Source organism: Sorangium sp. So ce426 (genome assembly GCF_051475585.1).
GTDB classification, from domain to species: domain Bacteria; phylum Myxococcota_A; class Polyangia; order Polyangiales; family Polyangiaceae; genus Sorangium; species Sorangium cellulosum_B.
In genome coordinates this window covers 5,301,521-5,319,629 of the sequence record NZ_CP150341.1, presented here as the reverse complement: position 1 = coordinate 5,319,629, position 18,109 = coordinate 5,301,521, and the positions used below count along the sequence as shown (strand labels likewise).

The following is an 18,109-nucleotide window of genomic DNA, read 5'->3' as shown; positions in this document are numbered from 1 at the left end:
CCTCGCCCGATCAGTTGAGCTCTTTCTCGGTCCGCTCGTTCTGCTCGGCCTCGAGGAACGTCGCGGTGATCTCGCGCTCGAGCGCCAGGTTGATCTCGCGCTCCAGCGCCTCGATGCTGCCCGCGAGGCGGGCGACGTTGAGGGCGTAGACGAAGACCCGCGCGCACGGGTGGACCTCGGCGCTGCCGCGGAGGCCCCGCTCCCGCTCGTCGGCGTTGAGGCCGTCCAGGAGGACCAGCGCGCGGGGATCGACGCCCTCGGCGACGAGCTCCATCCCGGGCACGTCGGAGATGTAGAGCTCCGCGCCCTCGACGTAGCGCCGGAGCACGGGGTTGAGCGCGGCGACCGTCTTCTGGGCCAGCGTCACGAAGCCCTCGCGGCTCGGCGCCCAGGGGGGCATGCCGAGCTCGACGTCGAGCTCGCGGGAGCGCAGGAAGGCCTGCGTCGCGCCGCGGACATCGCCCCGCTCGTCGCGGATGAGGCCGAGGTAGTAGTGGGCCTCGGCGTGCCGCGGGTCCTTGAGCGCCGCCTCCTCGATGAGGGCGGCGGCCTTGTCGGCCTGGCCGATCTCGTAGAACGCGCGGCCCACGAGGAAGGTGTGGTTCGGGTTGTCGTAGGGGCCCTCGGGGATCCTCCCCGCGACCTGGGCCGCCTCGTCGAGATCCCCCTTGCCGAGGAGCGCGTCGAACTTCAGGAGGAGCGCGTCGATGATCTCCTCGTCGACCTCGGCCAGGTCCAGCGCCTGGTCGCACATCTCGATCGCCTGGTCGAAATCGCCGAGCGGGTGGATGTAGACCTCGGCGGCGTTGAGCATCGCCTCCAGGTAGGTGTCATCGAGGGCGATCGCCTGGCGGTACGCCTCGATGGCTTCCTCGCCCTCGCCCTCGAGGGCCGCGACGAAGCCGAGCAGGTTGTGAGCCTCCGGCGAGTTCGGATCGAGCTCGAGCGCCCGTCGGGCCGACGCCTCTGCTCCGCGCGTGTCCCCGCGCTGGACGAGATCCCACCCGCGGTCGAGGTGCGCCGAGAACTGGTCCATGGCGGCTCCACAAGTGTGCGAAGGGGAGCCCCGAGTCAAGAGGGAGCCCTGTCAAAGCGACCGTTCGAGCTGTTCCGGGCACGGCCCGCCCGGATTTCCAGCAACCGGCGGAGGCAGGACGGCAGGCGGCTAGGCTCGCCAGGTGGGTCCAGGCGAGGCGCGGCTCCGGCGCGCGCTCGTACCCACGCGTCGCGGCGAGCCCGGTCCGACCGCTCCCGCGCGGCCCGCTCGATGGGGAGCGTACTGTGTTGCTGCGTCCTCGGCCGCGCGGCCGCGCGGCCCGCTCACTCGTGGATGGACACGAGCGTGCCGCGGTTCTCCGGCGTGGCCCAGACCCCGTGCCAGCCGCGCGGGAGCCTGGGCTCGCTCCAGAAGAAGACCTTCTTCGCGTCGAGCGGCGAGAGGTTCACGCAGCCGTGGCTCATCTCCCGGCCGAAGTTTCCGTGCCAGAAGGCGCCGTGGAGGGCGTACGAGCCGTCGTAATACGCGACGAACGGCACGTCCTCGATGCTGTACGGCAGATCGCCCGCGACCGTGCCGTCGCCGTCCATCGTTGTCGCGATGTGCTTCTCGCGGATGCGGAACACCCCCGTGGGCGTGGCGTGGTCCTTCTTCTTGTCCTTCGAGCGCCTCCCCGGCGAGACGAGCGCCGCGAAGACGGGCTTGTCGCCCTCGATCGCGACGAGCGTCTTGCGCGACAGGTTCACGTCGATCCACTTCTCGCCCGGCGCGAGATCCGGCGGCGGGGCGCCGAGATCGGTGTACGTCCCGTCGGCGCCCTTCATCCACCAGCCCTCGGTGGTCTTCCGGTACACCGTCGACCTGTGGGTGTGGCTCTCGCCCGTGAGGCCGAACGCCGCGAAGCGCTCGAGCGAGCCGGCCACGGAGACGGACTTCTTCTCGGCGTCGAACTGGTATTTGCTCGCCGACTTCGCGAGGATGAAGCCGACCGACTTCGCGCCCTCGGGGAAGTCGATGCCCTGCGAGGCCGGCGGCTTGATGATGTACATGCGGTCGCTCGGCGCGACGAGGCCCGCGGTCGTCTTGTACCAGCTGCGGCCGTTCCACCCGAAGGTCTTGTCGACCGCGACGAAGAAGCCCTTGACCATCCGCTTCGCGACCGTCGAGTCGGCGTCCTTGTCGAGATCGGCGAGCGTGACGTTGAGCGGCCTGCCCTTCTCGTCGACGTTCTCCCACCAGGGCTTCTCGGGCTCCTCCTCGACCGGCGCCGGCGCGATGCCGAGCGACGCGGCCGCGGCGACGGCCGCCGCCTTGTCCTCGACTGCAGCCGGATCCGCGGCGACGGCGGCCACCGGCGCGGAGCTCGCGGCGGCCTCGGCGCTCGCCGCGGCGCGCGCGGCGGCCGCCGCGGCGACCTCCTTCTCGGTCTCCTCGTACAGCGCCTCGGCGCGCTGCTTCTCCTCTTCCTTCCGCTTGCGCTTCGCGGAGTCGAGGTACGGCTCGTAGCGCGTCATCTCGTCCTTCGAGGGGACGGAGCGGTAGAGCGGCGTGCCGTGGGTCGTGTTGAAGGCGTACTTGTACGGGAGGACCTCGTCGAGGTTCGGCGGCGTGATGCCGAGGCGGACCTGGGGGTTCGACAGGTCCGTCGTGGCCGACCTCCCGCAGACGTAGCCGCCGTCGAGGAGGCGGTACCAGCCCTTGGCGCAGCTCCCGCCCTTGATCGGCTTCGGATCGACCGGCACCTTGCCGCCGAGCCGGATGTAGCCGAGCCGCTGCTTGGAGAACTCCATCGTCGGATAGACCGACGCTTGCGGCATGATCGAGCCGAGCAGCGGCCCCGTGTACGGCGTGTCGGGCGCGGGCGGCTCCGGGGCCTCGGAGGGCGCGGTGGCCGGGGCCTCCCTGGGCGCCTCGGCGGACGCGGCGGCGCGCGCCGAGGACGCGGGCGCGGGGCGGGGGAGGGACGATGTCCGCTCGGGCGGCGAGTCGCCTTCGGTGGAGGGGCCGGGAGGGGCCTCGCCCTGGCAGCCGCTCGCCCACGCCGCGGTGCCGGCGAAGGCCGCCGCGGCGATGAACCCGAGCGCGCTGGACACGAGCGAGGTGCGCGCGCCGCCGGCGCGTCCGGCGCCAGGCGCCGGTTGCGGGTTCCGCAGGTCGTCGGTGCGGACATTGCCGCTGCCGTGCGATCGTGCGGGGTCCTTCTGCCCGCGGGGGCGGGGCGCCTGAGAGCGGTTCATCGCATCCACAGCGTTGGGCGAGGACCGGCCTTCCCGATCCTCGCGGTCTGATGATCGACCCGTAGGGTCGGGTCGGCTCGGCGGTCTTAGTACCTGGTCACTCACGTGTCGATCCACTTCTCTGCGGAGCGCGCGCCCCTCGAGCTGACGACGGCGGACGCCGGGGCAGGCGACATCGCATGACCATCGCTTGAGCGAACGACGTGCCACGACGCCGCGACGCGCGGCGCGGCCGCGCTCCGGGGCATGGATGCCGTTCGGACGGCTGCTGCTAGGGTACCGCCGTGGCGGAACGGACCCCGGGGCGTGGCTTGAACAACACGACGGAGGCCCAGCGCGTGGGCCGTGGCACCGCGGTCGTCCCGCTCGTTCGCGCCGCGTCCAGGCGGGCGCTCGTCACCGCGGCCGTCGTCGCGGCGCTCCTGCACCTGCCCCTGCTCCCGACCCCGCTGTTCGCGTGGCTCGACGCGATGTTCGCGCTCCGGGGCGAGCTGGCCGACTACGACGCTGGCGAGACGATCGTGCCGATCGATCTCGATCTCCTCGCCGACGACCCCAGCGCGGTCGCGGCGGCGCCCTCCGCGAGCGGCGGCGAGGGGGCGCCTTCCGGGGCGGGCGCCGCTGCGCCCGCGACGCCGCCCGCCGCGTCGGCGAGCGCCTCGCCGGAGGCGCCGGACGCGGGCGCGCCCGAGCGGCCGCGCCGGAAGCCGCCAGGCGACGCAGGCCCGGACGCGTCTGGCGACGGGGGCACGGAGAACGACGGCGACCCCCCGAACCTGCGGACCCCGCTGAGCGCCGCGGGCGCGCCGGGCAAGCTCGCGTCGAAGGACCCGAACGTCCAGGTGCTCATCGCCGGCGACCGGCTCCGCAACCACGAGCTCGGCGCGTGGTTCGGCCGGATCCTGACGACCATCCCCCAGTGGCAGTCCTTCTTCAGCGACACCGCCGTCGACCCGATCCGGGACATCGACCACCTCCTCATCGCCGGGCCGCAGCTCCGCGACTCCAGCAAGGTCGTCGCCGTCATGGACTACCGGGCGCCCGAGGAGACCATGCGCGCGGCCGTCGACGTCATCGTGCAGCGGTCGAACGGCTCGTGGATCGAAGACGCCCCCGTCCCCGCCGCGCGGGCCACCGCCGACCGCAGCAAGCGCATCTTCGCGATGGTCCCGGACCGGCGATTGCTCGTGGTCCTTCCCGCTGCTGAAGAAGATCAGCTGTCCAAGTTGAAGTCCATGAAAGGATTCAACAAATCTTCGACGGCGGGCATCGTCGTCTCGATGCTCACGCCCGCGAACGCGTTCCGCGGGGTCCAGGCGGTCCCGCGCAGCCTCGCTTGGATGCGCCTCACCGTCACGCCGACCAAGGACGGGGGCGCGGACCTCGCCCTCACGGCGGGCGATGAATCCGCTGAAGATGCGCTGGTTCACGCGCAGGAGCTCACGAAGACCTTGAACGCGATCCGGACCATCGACCTGGGGATCACGAGGATCGATGTGGTGGATGAGATCGCCTTCAACACCGACGGGAAGGTCATCTGGTCGAAGCTCCACGTTACGAACCGGCAGCTGAAGCTGATCATGGGCTTCGTGGAGAAGGCGCTCCTGGAGCAGGGCGGCGCGCGGAAGCCGTAGCGCGCGGGGCGAGAGCGGCCGCGCCGGGGCGAAGGCGGCCGCGCCGGGGTCACGGGGGCCGTGCCGGGGCGGAGCGCGGCCCGGGCCGCGCGGAACACTAGCCAAAGCGGCGGCGTTCAGTTAATCCGACCAGCCCGCGCCGATGACGCCCGAACACTCTCCGTACGCCGTGCTCGATGAGCTTGCCGGACACCCCCGCGGCGACGACCTCGCGCGGGTCGTCCACACCGCGGCCTTTGCCGCCGCGGACGAGCGACGGACGACCCTGGAGGGCGGCCTCGCGGAGCTCGTCGACCGGGCGGGCCTGTCGGTCGCCGACGTGGAGACCCGGTTCGGCAACGTGGTCCGGGCGCTCGAGCGCGGCACGAGCGAGGGCGCGGGGAGCGCGACCCGTGTGCTCCTGGCCACGCTGCTCGCGCGCGGGGTCGCGCTCTCGCCGCCCGACGGGCCGGAGGCGGAGGGCCGCGTCGCCGAGGCGCTCGTCTGGCTGGCGACGTACACCTCCGTCGACGCGCTGACCGCGCTGGACGCCGCGCTGGGCGAGCGCGCCGCGGGCCTCTGGCGGTCGATCGCCGCGCTGGTCCGGCGCGCCGACCAGGGCGCGCTGCCGCAGCTCGGCCGGGCGGGCGCGATCATCGCCGCGGCGGCGCTGCGGGGGAGCCCCTCGCCCGATGCGCGCGCCGAAGCCGCGGCGCTGGTGGACGACGTGCGCGATCCGATCGTGCGCTCGCTGCTGCGCGACGCGCTGTCGCCCGCCAGGCGGCCGAGCCGCGCGCCGAGCGCCAGCGGGGCCGCGCAGGAGAGCGCCGGGGCGACCGGGGACGAGAGGTGGGCGCCGGAGCGCGACGGCGGGGCGACGGCGCGGCTCGCGGGCGAGCTGTCACCGCCGCCGCGCGGGCCGGTGGCGCTCGTGCTGCTAGCGGCGACGGGGATCCTGCTCGTGATGCACGTCCTCCGGCTCGCCGGGCGCTTCCTTCTGCGGTACCGCCGGCCCGCCGCGCTGGAGGTCGGCCCGAAGGGCGTGACCGTCCGGAGCCGGACCGAGCTGTTCGGCCGGACGCTGAAGGAGCGGGAGACGTACATCCCGGTCGAGGCGCTCCTCCGGGCGACGCGCGAGGTGCGCTACCCGCGGCTCGCCCTCTACGCGGGGCTCGTCGCGCTGGGGCTGGGGACGTACCTGGGCGTGTCGCTGCTCGTCGACGGCGCGCGCGCGGGCTCCCCGGAGCTGCTCGGCATGGGCGCGCTCGTCTTCGCCTTCGGCGCGGCGCTCGACTTCGGGCTGTCGCACCTGGAGACGGCGACGCGCGGCCGCTGCCGCGTGGTGCTCGTCCCACGGAAGGGCCCGGGGGTCGCGCTCGCGGGGATCGAGCGCGACGCTGCGGACCTCGCGCTGGGCAAGCTGCCGCGCGCCTGAAACTTGGCCGGATCGCGCCGCCTCCGCTAGGCCGATCGGGCGAGGTGATGGCGATGCGCTCGAAGACCGAAGCGATGGCGGGGCTCAGGCGGATGCTGCACGACATGCTGACCGCGCGGGAGGGCGGGGAGACCGCTCCCCGCCTGGCGCGGGTGAAGGGCTGCGTGGACGGCGCGATGCGCGCGCTGCTCGACAGCGGGCAGGCGACCCGGCAAGAGCTCCTCGATCTCGTGGCCGCGGAGCGCGCGCGTGTGAGCGGCCCGGCGACGGCGGAGATCCGCGCGGTGTCGCTGAGCGCCTGACGGCGCGGCGGCGCCGATCACGGCCGCGGGCAGCTCTGGTTCGTTGCGAAATCCCAGCAAGCGCCGCTCACCCCGGCCGCGCCGCCGCTTCCGGGGGAGCCACCGAGACCGGCGGAACCGCCGTTGCCAGCCGTGCCTCCCGTGAACGGCACCTCGGCGGCCGCGGGGCTCGGCGTGACCTTGTAGGCGATGCCCACCGCGTGGCCGCCTCGGCCGCCGCCGCCAGGGCCGCCATCGCCGCCCGCACCGCCCTTGCCACCCATGCAACCCGCGAGCGAGCCAGCGCCGGAGACGCGACTCCCCCCCTTGCCCCCCATGCCGCCCTCGCCGCCGGGGCTTCCACCTCCGCCCTCGCCTCCATGGCCCGCCTTGCCGACGGCGATGGTCACATCGGTCAGCGCCAGCTTGGTCCCCAGGCTGAGGATCCCGATGCTCGACCCACCGGCCTTGCCACCGCCGCCTCCCGTCCCACCGCAGCCGCCGGCCCCGCCGCCGCCGCCGCTGGCGCCCGCGCCGTCGATGTAGCCACCCCCGCTGGACATGCAGAAACGTCCTGCTTTCGCGCCGCCGCCTCCTCCTCCGCCTTGACCGCGCGTCCCGCCGCCGCCTGTGCCGCCGTCTCCTCCGGTGATGCTGGCCAGCGTCAGCGTGGTGCCGTTGCCAGCTGTGCCAGCGCCGCCAGAGGCGCCCCTCGCGCCGCTCGCGCCGTCCCTGCACTCCACCGTCTCTCCCGTCTCTCCGGTCTGCCCGTGTCCGATGCCGCCGATGCCGGATGCGGGCGGGGAGGCCGCACCAGGCGTGCCGTCGCTGCCGGTCTGCCCGCGCCCTTCATCTACAGCGGGCTGTCCACCCAGGCCGCCGGCGCCGCCGCTCGTCTCGCCATCCGCGCACGTCGTTACGCCGGGCTGGCCGCTGTAGACCGCCACGAGGCACGCGCTCGAGACGTCCTCCAGCGCGTCCGCGCCATCCTGCACGACCTCCGGCGTCTCGCCGCTCGCGCCGTTCACCCCGTTCCCCGCGATCACGTCGACCTGCTCGAGCTGCGCGTCGATGTCCGCGACCGCCACGCCGATCGACGACCCGCCCGGAGCCGTCGCGTTGGCCGCGCTGATCGTGAAGCTCCGCACCCGTGCCCCGCCCGCTTCCTCCGTCAGCGTGAGCGCCACCTTGTTCGCGGGCCCGTCGATGGCGCTCCGTGCCGCCGGGCTCCACGCCCAGCCCGCGCCGCAGTCGAAGCCGCCGATCACCTCGACGGCCGCCCTGACCGTGACGCTCTCCGCGAATACGCCGCTCGAGCACGCCAGCACCCGCTTGCCGTTCGCGTTCGCGAGCGCCTCCGAAAGCGACGCGTACGGCCTGGCCTTCGTCCCATCTCCTTCGGACGCCGCGCCCGCGCTCGCGAACACCGCGCACCGGTCCACCACGGTGCTCGCATCCTGGGTCGGGTCCGGCTCGCACGTGGGGCCAGGGCCGTTGCCGCCGCCCGTCGGCTCGGAGGGGCAGTACCTCGAGTCTTCCTTGCAATCCTCGACGTAGGACAGCGGCCAGCACCCGGCGAGGTGCAGCGCCGCGACGGCCGACGCGGCGGGGAACAGCCACAGCGAGAACGGGACGCCGATCCGCCGCCGCGCGGCGCGCCGCGCGGGCGCACCGGCCTGACCCTGCGCTCCACCGGACGGCGCAGGGGATGCGTTGCTCACCGCGTTGCTGCTCGTTCGTTCCGTCGCTCTCATCGTCCCAAGCCTTTCCTGTGACGCTTCGCTCTGCCTGCGGATCCTCGCAGAAGACGCACCCGCGCCCTGGCCGCGCCGACCCAGGAGCATACCCAGTCGGCGGATCGCCTGCTCGACGGCGATCGATCGGCCGAGCGCTCCAGGGGGACGCCGCACGCGGTGATCCCGCCGTCTCACGGCCCAGGCACTCGCGCTCCGGCGCGCGCTTCAGGGGGTGACGAGCGCCACGTCTCCCTTCGTGGTCTGTCCGCCGACGCGCCACCAGTTCGCGATGAGCAGCCGCCCGTCCACCTCCACGATGCGCGAGAAGGCGCCCGCGAACCCCTCCTGCGCGATCTCCTGGATGAGCCAGCTGTGGCCGTCGCCGCTCTTCGTCCCGATCGCGAGCCGCAGGGTCCCGCTCGTCGCGTCCTGGTAGCTGATGCGCACCTCCCCGGCCGCCGTCACGAACACGTTCGCGTCGTCGCCGATGAGGTGCTGCCCGTCCTCGAAGGGGACACCCTCGATCCCGAGCCCGTCGTCCGCCACCTCGGAGGGCTCGACCTCCGTGCCTCCCTTCACCCGCGCGTACCGCAGCCCCTCCGAGCGGCCGTCCGCGTAGGCGAGGTGCCAGTCGCCGGCGCGATCGATGAACAGCGACGTCCCCATGCCCACGTCGCCCGTGTCCGTCCCGTCCGGCGCCGCGCCGTCCACGATGCGGGTCTCCCACGCGCCCATCGACCTCGACGCGATCACCACGTCGCCGTGGATGCGATCGTAGAACGCCAGGCCGAACCCGCCCGCATCGTCGGGCGCCATCGCGATGTAGTCGCCGATCGCCTCGGGGTACGTCTCGATCCGGTTGCCGTCGGAGGTCGCTGCGCACGCCGGCGAGCCGCCGTCGTCGATGCACGCCTGCCCGGAGGCGCACCCCGGCTCGCAGTCGCCGGCCGCGAGCGCCGTCGCGCAGCGCCCCGTGCTCCGGATGCACTTCGCCCCGGCGCCGCAGAGGGAGGCGCGGCACGGCGTCGCCTCGTCCTTCGCCGCGTCCTCGAACCGCCACGCGCCCTCCCCGGGCGTGGCGCTCTCGCCGGTCGCGATCCGGACGCTCGACGTGACCGCGCCGCCCTCGCCCGGCTCCATCGCGAGGTAGGCGATGACGGGCGACCCCTTCACGAAGAGCAGCTTCGCGTAACGGCCGATGTCGCTGCTCGGCGCCTGCTGCACGAAGCTCACCGCCCACGTGCCGCCCTGCCGCTGCGCGAACTTGAGCGCGCGGTTCGTGCGGTCGTAGTAGGCCACCGCCGGATTGCCGTCCGGCCCCACCGCGATCGACGTCCAGAGGCCGACGTCGTCGCCGGGGTCGGTCTGGCCCCCGCGGAACCCGCTCACGTCGAACCGGGCCGGGTCGACCGGGGGCTCCGCGGGCACCCCGTCGATCGCCTCCCACGCGACCGCCTCGCCGTCCCACGTGCCGACCACGAGGTCGCCCCACGCGAACGCGTTGCGCCAGTCGGCCTCCGCGTAGCCGGCGACCCAGACCGTGCGCTTGTCGGCGGCGACCGCGACCGAGGTGTACGCGCCGATGAGCCCGTGCTCCAGCGTCATGCAGTCGGGCGCGACGCACCCCGGCTCCACCTGCTCCGGCTCCTCGCTGCACGAGCATCCGGCGTGCGAGCCGAGGAGCGCCATGACGGCGACCCCGGCCAGCGCGCCCTTCACGCCGCGCGCGCCGCGCGCGGCGTGAAGGGCGCGGCGCCGGGGCGACGAGCCCCGGTCGCCGCGCCGCGCGAGCCGCAAGGCCGCCGCGACGGCGAGGCCGAGCCAGCGGACGCCCGACGGCGTCTCGCCGGCGCCGCCAGCCATGACGCAGCCGCAGCCCGCCGACGGGTCGACGGGGACCCGGCCGCGGAGGATCGCCTGCCGCGCCGTGCCGAGGTTCCCCTCCTCGTCCACGGCCTCGACCTCGATGTCGACCGCGTCGCCGACGTCCACCGACGTCGTCTCCGCCGCCGTCGACCACGGGGACCACGCGCCGTCGTCGAGCCGCACGCGCACCTTCGCGCGCGCGGCGTCCGAGACCCGATCGCGCACCTCGAGCGGCGCCCGGCCGTCCACCGCCGCGCCGACGGAGATGACCGGCGGATCGACGTCGACCACCATCTCGACGGTCGCCGGCGTCGGATCCAGCGACAGGGGAGCGCCCGCGATCCGCGATCGCACCGAGATCACGTGACGCCCCGGGAGCCGCAGCCAGTCGTCGCGCAGCTCGACGATGCGCTCGCGCGTGAACGGGCGCCACACGCCGCTGTCGATGCGGTACGAGTACTCGACGGCCCGCGTGCCGTCGTCGAGCGGCGAGCTCATGACGAGCCGCGCCGTCGGCCCGTTATCGCGGGTCATCGTGGGCAGGCGGAGCCCCTCGGCGCGCACCTCCTTGCGGCTCAGCTCGGCCTGCGTGTCGCTCATCGTCGCGCGCTGCTGCGCCGTCGTTCCGAACGCCGCGAAGATGCCGAGGTAGTTGTCCTGCCCCTTCGTGAGCTTCCGCAGGCCGGGGGAGCCCGCGCCCTCGGCCGACTCCGGGATCACCAGCGAGAGCCCGAGCGCGGAGAGCGACCCGTCGAGATCGATCGCCGGGATGCCGCCGCCGATCAGCTGCCCGAGCTGGCCGCCGAGGAGGCCGCCCAGCGCCTCCGCGATGTTGTCGGGGTTCTCCCGCAGAAGTCCGTTGTTCGTCACCTTGCCGTTCTCGACCCTGAGCGCCTCGATCACCGGCGTGAGCCCCTCGGGGGTGACCGAGAGGTTCATGGGCACATCCACGTCGAACGTCGCCGTCATGAACCGGATGAACCTGTCGAGCGACCAGACGTAGAAATCGAAGCTCGCCCGGTCCAGCTGGATGCGGATCAGCGGGTCGTCGCTTCCGTTCGTGCCATTGCCAAAGGTGAGCCGAGGGGGCACCTGCGGACGGATGACGACCGCGACCTGCTGCGACTCGCGCTGCAGCGCGAGATCCTTTGCGGAGGGGGCCAGCAGCCCCAGCGTGCCAGAGTTGAGGAGAGGCACCGTCTCCGTGGAGATCCCGAGACAGAGCAGGCCGCTGTTGTAGAGACCGTTCATGGCATAATTCGCGAAGCGCTCGGAGATCGCGAGACCGACGTGGGGGCCGGGAAGGTCCGCTGGCCAGTCGGAGACGGTGTTGGCGACGAGCTCATCGGGAATCGGGATGCCCGCCGGGAGCGCCATGTTCGACAGCGGCACACATTTCGATGTCGGCACCGGCTCGGCGCCGCCGTAGAGGCCGAGGGTGAGCCCGTTGCCGACCGGGTTGAGATCGCCCCACGCGAGATCGGAGCCGTCGTCCCGCTCGCCCGTGCCGCCGCCGGCGAGCAGGAGGTCGAACCCGCCCTGCGTGCCCGGGGAGATGCTCGCGAACAGCCGGCCGAGATCGATGTGGCCCTCGACGCCGAGCAGGATCGAGGCGCACTCGTCGTTCGCGTGCGTGCCGTAGCGGCAGACGCCGCCGATGTCGTTCGTGCCGTCGGGGCAGGCCGGGTCCTGCGTCGGCTCCGCCTTCAGACAGAGCTGCTGGTCGAGCTGGGCCTTCAGCGTGTCAGCGAGCGAGCCGGTCAGGAGGGGGAGGACGATTGGGCTCAAGAAATCGAGGATGTCGCCGGCGACGGAGTCGCCGCAGTCGAGCTGCAGCCTCGACTCGAGCTGATCCTGGGCGATGCCGAGCCGGACGATCTTGACGCGGGAGTAGCCCTGCCGCGAGTGCTGCGGATTCACGTCGATCTCGACCGAGAGATCGACGTCGAGGTCGATGTTCGTGAAGGTCTGGTCGGCGGGCGGGCACGCGTCGTTGCCGTTGAGGGTGGCGATGACCGTGCTGTCCGTGACGAGGAAGTCGATCAGGATCGGGAGGTTCTGCAGGCGCACCGGCAGAGACCCCCGGATTCGCAGGTTGTGCGGGGTCCGCGGTTCGAGGTGAAGCGCCGCGCTCCCCACGTCGATCTCCGCTGCGCACCTCGGCGGGCTCGCGTTCGGGTCGGCTCCACCAGGACAGACCGTGTAGTCGACCAGCGCGGACCCGGAGGACCGGGGGATCGGGAAGGTGATGATTCCACCGTCCCCACCCCCGAGGAGCGCGCGCCCGAGGACACCCAGGTTCTGCTCGAGAAACTCGACGCCCGACTGCGTGAGCCGCGCCGCGCCGGCGTTCTCGATGCGGTCCGCGGGCTTGAAGCCGGCGGGGAGGGGAGTCATTCCACAGCCGGCGCACCCGCCGCCCGAAGCGGCACATCCGGCGATGACGAGGAGAACAAGGATGGCGGAGAAATGCGTGATGACGCGGGGCATAAGGAACCCTCCGGGGGAGCACGACCCGCAGCGCCGCGCCCGCTGGGCGCGGGCTCCAGGACGCCACGACAGATCGTACGCTCCCCTGAGAGCCGCCCGCAAGCGCTACTGGGGACAGAGACCGGTAATCTTGACAGCGCTCGCGGCATACTCGCCGCCGAGCGCATAAGCGTCGGCGCACTCGTCCGTCGCGGCCGAGTTCGTCGCGCTGCACCAGTCGCCCTTCAGCACGATCTCGCCGCTCGCGTCGCGCTTGCACGTATTGGGCGTCTCACCGGTGCCGTACTCTCCAATATCGCCCGAGAGCACGACACAGAGGCTCTGCTCGATCCCGGGGATGATCACCCGGTCGACCTCCTCCAGCGTGATGAACGCGGCGAGCTTGCCGCCGTTGATGAACGCAGGGGGATCGCCGTCCGGGCCGGGGAGGCAGGCCTCGATCGGGCTGAGCCCCTCCCGGTTGTACCGTCCGATGCAGTTGTTGTCCGCCGACACCCTCGTGTCGGTGAGCTGCACCTGGTGCATGGGCAGGACGATCGGCTCGGCGGCCACGTCTCCCGAGCCCGTGTCCAGGAAGATCGGGACGTTCAGGATGTCGGACGCGCCGCTCCATGCGCCGTCGGTCAGGGGGGCGTCGATCTCCTTCGGCGCGATCTCGAACTCGCCTGCAGACATGTTGGCGAAGCAGTAGCCCGCGAGCGGGTCGCTCGTGGGCATCGCGCCGCCGGTGCGCAGCTTGCCGGTCGCCGTGTCGAACTCGAGCAGCCAGGAAAAGGTCCCGGTGCCATTCAAGTTGCACACGGGCAGGTTCATCGTCAGGCCCTCGGCGACGAGGCGGGCGATATAGCCGACCGCGAGCACGTCGGGCTTCGTGATCGTCAGCTGCGCCATCCGCAGACCGAACTTCGTCGCGCCCTGATTGTCGTGGACGGCAATGCACTCGGAAGCGACAGCCGTGCAGACCGGGTTCGTCGGCGAGCAGTCGCCTGGAGCCCCGCCGCCGGTCCCTCCCGCCGAGCTCGAGCTCGAGCTCGTCTTGCCGGCGTCGTCGCCCCCGCACCCCGCTCCCGCCGCCGCGCCCACCAGCGCGGACACACCTAATACGCAAAAACCCTTCAGAAACCGCATCTCTCGCCTCCTCTGGTGTTGCAAGGTGCGGAGTATAGGCGGCGGCACTGCGATGACCACGCGGTCGAGGTGACGCCGCGCCGCGTCGCTACAGCCACATTCACGTCACACGCCGATGAGCCCGGCGCGCTTCGTCCGGCTTCGTCCGCGTTGCCGCGCGGCGTGACGCCTAGCGGCGCTCGTAGCGGTCGCCGAGCCGGGCGCCGACGGGGAGCGCGCGCAGCAGGCGAATCATCGTCCACACCGTGCCAGCCAGCTTGCGCAGCTTCGAGGTGCCGACGCGCTCGTTGTACTCGATGGGCATCTCCACCACGCGATAGCCGCACTTCGCGGGGAAGAGCAGCGTGTCGATGGGCAACGCGTCGCCCTCACCGTCGAAATCGAACGCGCGAATCACCGAGCAGCGGTAGGCGCGCATTCCGCTGTGGACGTCAGATGTCGGGATGCCATGCATCGCGTGTGTCATGGCGGCAAAGGCGCGGTTGGCGATGTAGTTCGGGACCGGCATGGCCGCCGGCCTCGTGCGGGTGCGCGCGCAGTTCACCACGTCGGCGCCCTCCTCCTCGATGAGGCGCCTGAACACGGGGATGTTCTCGGCCGGATAGGTGAAGTCACAATCGAGGTAGATGAGCAGATCGCTCCGGGCGGCGGCGCTGTACATGAGGAGCTCCATGGCCGGCCCGTGGCCGCGGGGCGGCACCTGCCGGAGCACGCGCGCCCCGAGGCCGGCCGCGATCTCGGCGGTCCTGTCCCGCGTGGAGCTGTCGACGCAGAGGATCTCCGCGTCGGGCGCCGCCTTCCTGATCTCGCCGATCATGGCGCCGACGCTCTCCTCTTCGTCCATGGTCAGCATGCCGACGGTGAGCCGCATCCGGCGCGGGCGCGGCGGCTTCCTGGCGACGATCACGTGCTGGAACGCGAGGAGGCCGGGCGCGCGGTCGGCGACAACGTCCTCCAGCGGGCGGACGAGCGCGTGATACGCCTTGTAGGGGAGCGAGCTGGCGAGATCGCCGGGGTCGTCTCCTGCGCCGAGGCCGCGGAGGATGAGCCCCTTGGCGGCCCGGACGAGCATCGGGTTCTGCTCGACGCGGAGCACCTCGAGCCCGGCGCGCTCGATGAGCCGGACCGCCGACGCGCGGGTGAAGAAGCGGAGGTGTGTGTCGTCCAGGATGCCGCTCGGCTCGTAGTCGAACCGGCCGGCGAGCAGGCCGAGGCGCACCGGCCAGGCCGCGACGTTGGGGAGCGAGATGATGACGTGGCCGTCCTCGTCGAGGTGGGGCAGGAAGCGGCAGAGCACGGCGAGCGGGTCGGCGGTGTGCTCGAGGACGTCGGCGAACAGGAGCAGGTCGAAGCGCCGGTCGCCGAGCGCCTCGCGCACGGCGGCGTCGCTCGTGATGTCGGCGGCGAGGACCTCGTCGAGCGCCGCGCCGGCGCGCGCGAGCGAGCCGGGCGCGATCTCGATCCCGGTCACGCGCGCGCCCGTGCGCTTGACGGCGGCGCCGTTGAGCCCGATCCCGCAGCCGACGTCGAGCACCGTCCGCGGCCGGCCGGCGACTGCGACGAGGGCCCGGTTCACCTCTTCGACCGCGTACTTGCGCCCGGCGAAGGCCTCCGGCGCGGCGCGGGGCGGCGAGCGCCGGCCCGGGGCGTCCCCGTTGCCGAGAGGGCGGGGCCCGCGGTCTTCGCGGCCTTCGCGGCCTTCGCGGCCTTCGCGGCCTTCGCGGCCTTCTCCGTCTTCCCCGTCTCCTCGCGCGTGGCCGGGCTCGGCGTTCACGCGCGGCTACTTAGCACGCTTCTCCCAGGCGGCGTTGAATTCGCGGATCGTCTCCTCGGTCTTCGGGTTGTGGAGCATCTTCCGCAAGATGGCGGGAGGCACGGTCACGATGTGCGCGCCGGCGTCGAGCGCCTCGTTCACGTCCATGAGGTGGCGGATCGAGCCGACGATGATCTCGGCGCCCAGCCGCTCGCGCTCGATCCTCGCGCGCGTGCGCTCGATGACCGGGGTCGCGGCGTAGCCCATGTCGCGGATGCGCCCGCTGAAGATCGAGACGTACGCGCCGCCGGCGAGCGCCGCGAGGTACGCCTGGTTGAAGCTCATCACGCACGTGACGTTGGTGCGCACGCCGCGCTTCGCGAGGGCGTGCGTCACCTTGAGGCCGACGTCGCTGAACGGCACCTTGACGCAGATCCGCTCGGGCGCCCACGCGTGATAGCCGCGGGCCTCGTCGAGCATCGCCGCCTCGTCCTCGCTCGTCAGCTCGACCGACACGGGCCCCGCCGACGCCGCGAGCACCTCGCGGATGCGCCGCTCGAGATCGACGCAGCCCGCGTCGCGCGCGAGGATGAGCGGGTTCGTCGTCACGCCGGCGAGCACGCCCCAGGAGAAGAGCTCCTTGATCTCGGCCGGGTTCGAGCTGTCGAGGAAGAACATGGAGCGCTCCAGCGGGCTCGCTCGAGCCCCGGCGCGGTCTAGGCCAGTTCGATGCAATAGAGAAGGGGGATAGCGAAGGGGGATAGCGAAGGGGGATAGCGAAGGGGAATAGCGAAGGGGAATAGAGAAGGGGAATAGCGGAGGGGAGAAGGGGAGAAGAGAGAAGTGGAGGAGGAGAGAGAGCGAGACACCGTCCACGCTGCGCGGCTCGCCGCGCCGCCCTGCGGTGACGTTCGCGGTGCGGCCGGTGTGAACGACGTTGCAAAGACGGAGAGTCCGCGCTTCAGTTCTGGTTGTCGGAGATGTCTCTCCTACGGAACGTTTTCTCCACGGCCATGCGTCGATGAGCAGCGGACGATCGTCGAGGGATCCGGTGGCGCACAGCCCGCTGCTCGCGGCTTGCTCGCCGGCCGGGCTCTACGTCGCCGCGCCCGACGGCCACCTCGTCGACTGCAACGAGGTGCTCGCCCGGCTGCTCGGCTATGGCTCGCGGGAGGAGGCGCTCGCGGCGGGCGATCTCCACCTCGGCGGGGGCGCGGCGGGCGCGACGCCGCCGCCGGCCGGCGCGGTCGAGGGCTTCCTCACCCGCCGCGATGGATCGGCGGTCCGGGTGATGAGGACCGAGACCATCGCGGAAGCGCGCGGCGAGCGGCTCGTGGTCGGGGCCGTCGTCGATCTCTCCTCCGCGCGCTGCACGGACGATCGCCAGCGCGAGCTCTCGGAAGGGCTCGGCCAGGCGCAGAAGATGGAAGCGGTGGGGCGGCTCGCGGGCGGGATCGCCCACGACTACAACAACCTGCTCGCGATCATCCTGAACTACACGAGCCTGGTGATAGAGGAGCTCGACGAGCAGAGCCCGGTGCAGAAGGATCTCGCCGAGATCAAGCGCGCCGCGCAGCGGGCCGCGTCGCTGACGCGGCAGCTGCTCACGGTGAGCCGGCGGGGGCTCGCGCAGCCGGTCGTGCTGGATCTGCGGGACGTCGTGCGCGGCATGGACGGCGCGCTCCGCGCCGCCGTCGGCGGCAGCATCGATCTCGCGATCGCGCTCGGTCCGTCGGCCTGCCGGGTGCTGGCGGACGCGGGGCAGATCGAGCAGGTGGTGATGAACCTCGCGCTGAACTCGCGGGACGCGATGCAAGGCGGCGGCCGGCTGTCGATCGAGACGCGCGCGGTCCGCGTCGGCGCTGCGGGGAGCCTGCGCGACGCGCACCCGGCGGTCCCGCCTGGCCGGTACGCGCGCCTCGTCGTGAGCGACACCGGCAGCGGGATGTGCGACGACGTGCGGACGCGCGCCTTCGAGCCGTTCTTCACGACGAAGCCGAGGGGGAAGGGGACCGGCCTCGGGCTCGCCACCGTGTACGGGATCGTCAAGCAGTGGCACGGCCACATCGAGCTCGCCTCCCGGCCCGGGGAGGGCACGCGCGTCGAGATCTACCTGCCGCTCTCCGCGCGCGCGGCGTCCTCGCGGCGAGCGCGCGCGGGGCATCCGCGCCGCGCCGCGCCGCGCCCGGGCGAGGGCGGGACGGTGCTCGTCACCGACGATGAGGACGCGGTGGTCGCGCTCGCGAGCCGGATCCTGGGGCAGAACGGCTACACGACGCTGACGGCGCGCGGGCCGCGCGAGGCGCTGCGCGTCTGCGAGGCGCAGCGCGGGCGCGTCGACCTGCTGCTCACCGACGTGCTGATGCCCGAGATGTCCGGCGGCGAGCTCGCCGCTCGCCTCGTGGAGCTCAGGCCGGACATGAAGGTGCTCTTCATGTCCGGCTACACGGGCGACGCCCTCGACGGCCCGTTCGCCGTCTGCCCTGGCGCCGCGGTGCTGGGGAAGCCCTTCACGGCCGAGTCGCTGCTCCGCGCCGTCCGCAGGGCGCTCGAGGGGGCCGCGTAGGCCGGAC

General features: G+C 72.6%; 11 protein-coding genes. 4 read left to right on the top strand and 7 right to left on the bottom strand.

The genetic code is table 11. The features are described 5' to 3' along the window. Positions 1-10 precede the first annotated feature (10 nt). Positions 11-1,036, bottom strand: a complete 1,026-nt coding sequence (locus WMF44_RS19710; RefSeq protein WP_437300661.1) for a tetratricopeptide repeat protein — start codon at positions 1,034-1,036, stop codon at positions 11-13. Between the two features lie 284 nt (positions 1,037-1,320). Further along, positions 1,321-3,234, bottom strand: a complete 1,914-nt coding sequence (locus WMF44_RS19705; protein WP_437300660.1) for a L,D-transpeptidase — start codon at positions 3,232-3,234, stop codon at positions 1,321-1,323. 284 nt (positions 3,235-3,518) lie between these two features. On the opposite strand from WMF44_RS19705, the gene WMF44_RS19700 reads away from it, so the two are divergent. The 3 genes from WMF44_RS19700 to WMF44_RS19690 all read left to right on the top strand — a co-directional run bounded on the left by WMF44_RS19700 (position 3,519) and on the right by WMF44_RS19690 (position 6,584). Beyond that, entirely contained in the window at positions 3,519-4,868 is a 1,350-nt protein-coding gene (locus tag WMF44_RS19700; protein ID WP_437300659.1) for a hypothetical protein, read from the top strand. 142 nt (positions 4,869-5,010) lie between these two features. Continuing rightward, the gene (locus WMF44_RS19695) at positions 5,011-6,282 is read left to right on the top strand and encodes a hypothetical protein (RefSeq protein ID WP_437300658.1); all 1,272 of its coding nucleotides are present in this window, start codon (positions 5,011-5,013) and stop codon (positions 6,280-6,282) included. A gap of 53 nt (positions 6,283-6,335) precedes the next feature. Continuing rightward, positions 6,336-6,584 carry a hypothetical protein gene (locus tag WMF44_RS19690; RefSeq protein ID WP_437300657.1) on the top strand — a complete coding sequence of 83 codons (249 nt, stop codon included), beginning with the start codon at positions 6,336-6,338 and terminating at the stop codon, positions 6,582-6,584. A 17-nt stretch (positions 6,585-6,601) separates the two neighbouring features. Here the strand turns inward: WMF44_RS19690 and WMF44_RS19685 are convergent, their stop codons facing one another. From WMF44_RS19685 to WMF44_RS19665, 5 genes are all read right to left on the bottom strand, one after another. After that, on the bottom strand, positions 6,602-8,317 hold the full coding sequence (locus WMF44_RS19685; protein ID WP_437300656.1) for a hypothetical protein: 1,716 nt from the start codon (positions 8,315-8,317) through the stop codon (positions 6,602-6,604). 207 nt (positions 8,318-8,524) lie between these two features. Beyond that, positions 8,525-12,655 (bottom strand): hypothetical protein, encoded by a 4,131-nt coding sequence (locus tag WMF44_RS19680; protein WP_437300655.1) that lies wholly within the window; start codon positions 12,653-12,655, stop codon positions 8,525-8,527. 105 nt (positions 12,656-12,760) lie between these two features. Beyond that, the gene (locus WMF44_RS19675; RefSeq protein WP_437300654.1) at positions 12,761-13,750 is read right to left on the bottom strand and encodes a hypothetical protein; all 990 of its coding nucleotides are present in this window, start codon (positions 13,748-13,750) and stop codon (positions 12,761-12,763) included. Positions 13,751-13,952: 202 nt separating this feature from the next. Continuing rightward, entirely contained in the window at positions 13,953-15,557 is a 1,605-nt protein-coding gene (locus WMF44_RS19670) for a methyltransferase domain-containing protein (protein ID WP_437300653.1), read from the bottom strand. A gap of 6 nt (positions 15,558-15,563) precedes the next feature. Further along, the gene (locus tag WMF44_RS19665; RefSeq protein ID WP_437300652.1) at positions 15,564-16,214 is read right to left on the bottom strand and encodes a transaldolase family protein; all 651 of its coding nucleotides are present in this window, start codon (positions 16,212-16,214) and stop codon (positions 15,564-15,566) included. A gap of 343 nt (positions 16,215-16,557) precedes the next feature. Between WMF44_RS19665 and WMF44_RS19660 the strand changes: the two genes are divergently transcribed. Then, positions 16,558-18,102 (top strand): ATP-binding protein, encoded by a 1,545-nt coding sequence (locus tag WMF44_RS19660; RefSeq protein ID WP_437300651.1) that lies wholly within the window; start codon positions 16,558-16,560, stop codon positions 18,100-18,102. The last annotated feature ends 7 nt before the right edge of the window (positions 18,103-18,109 follow it).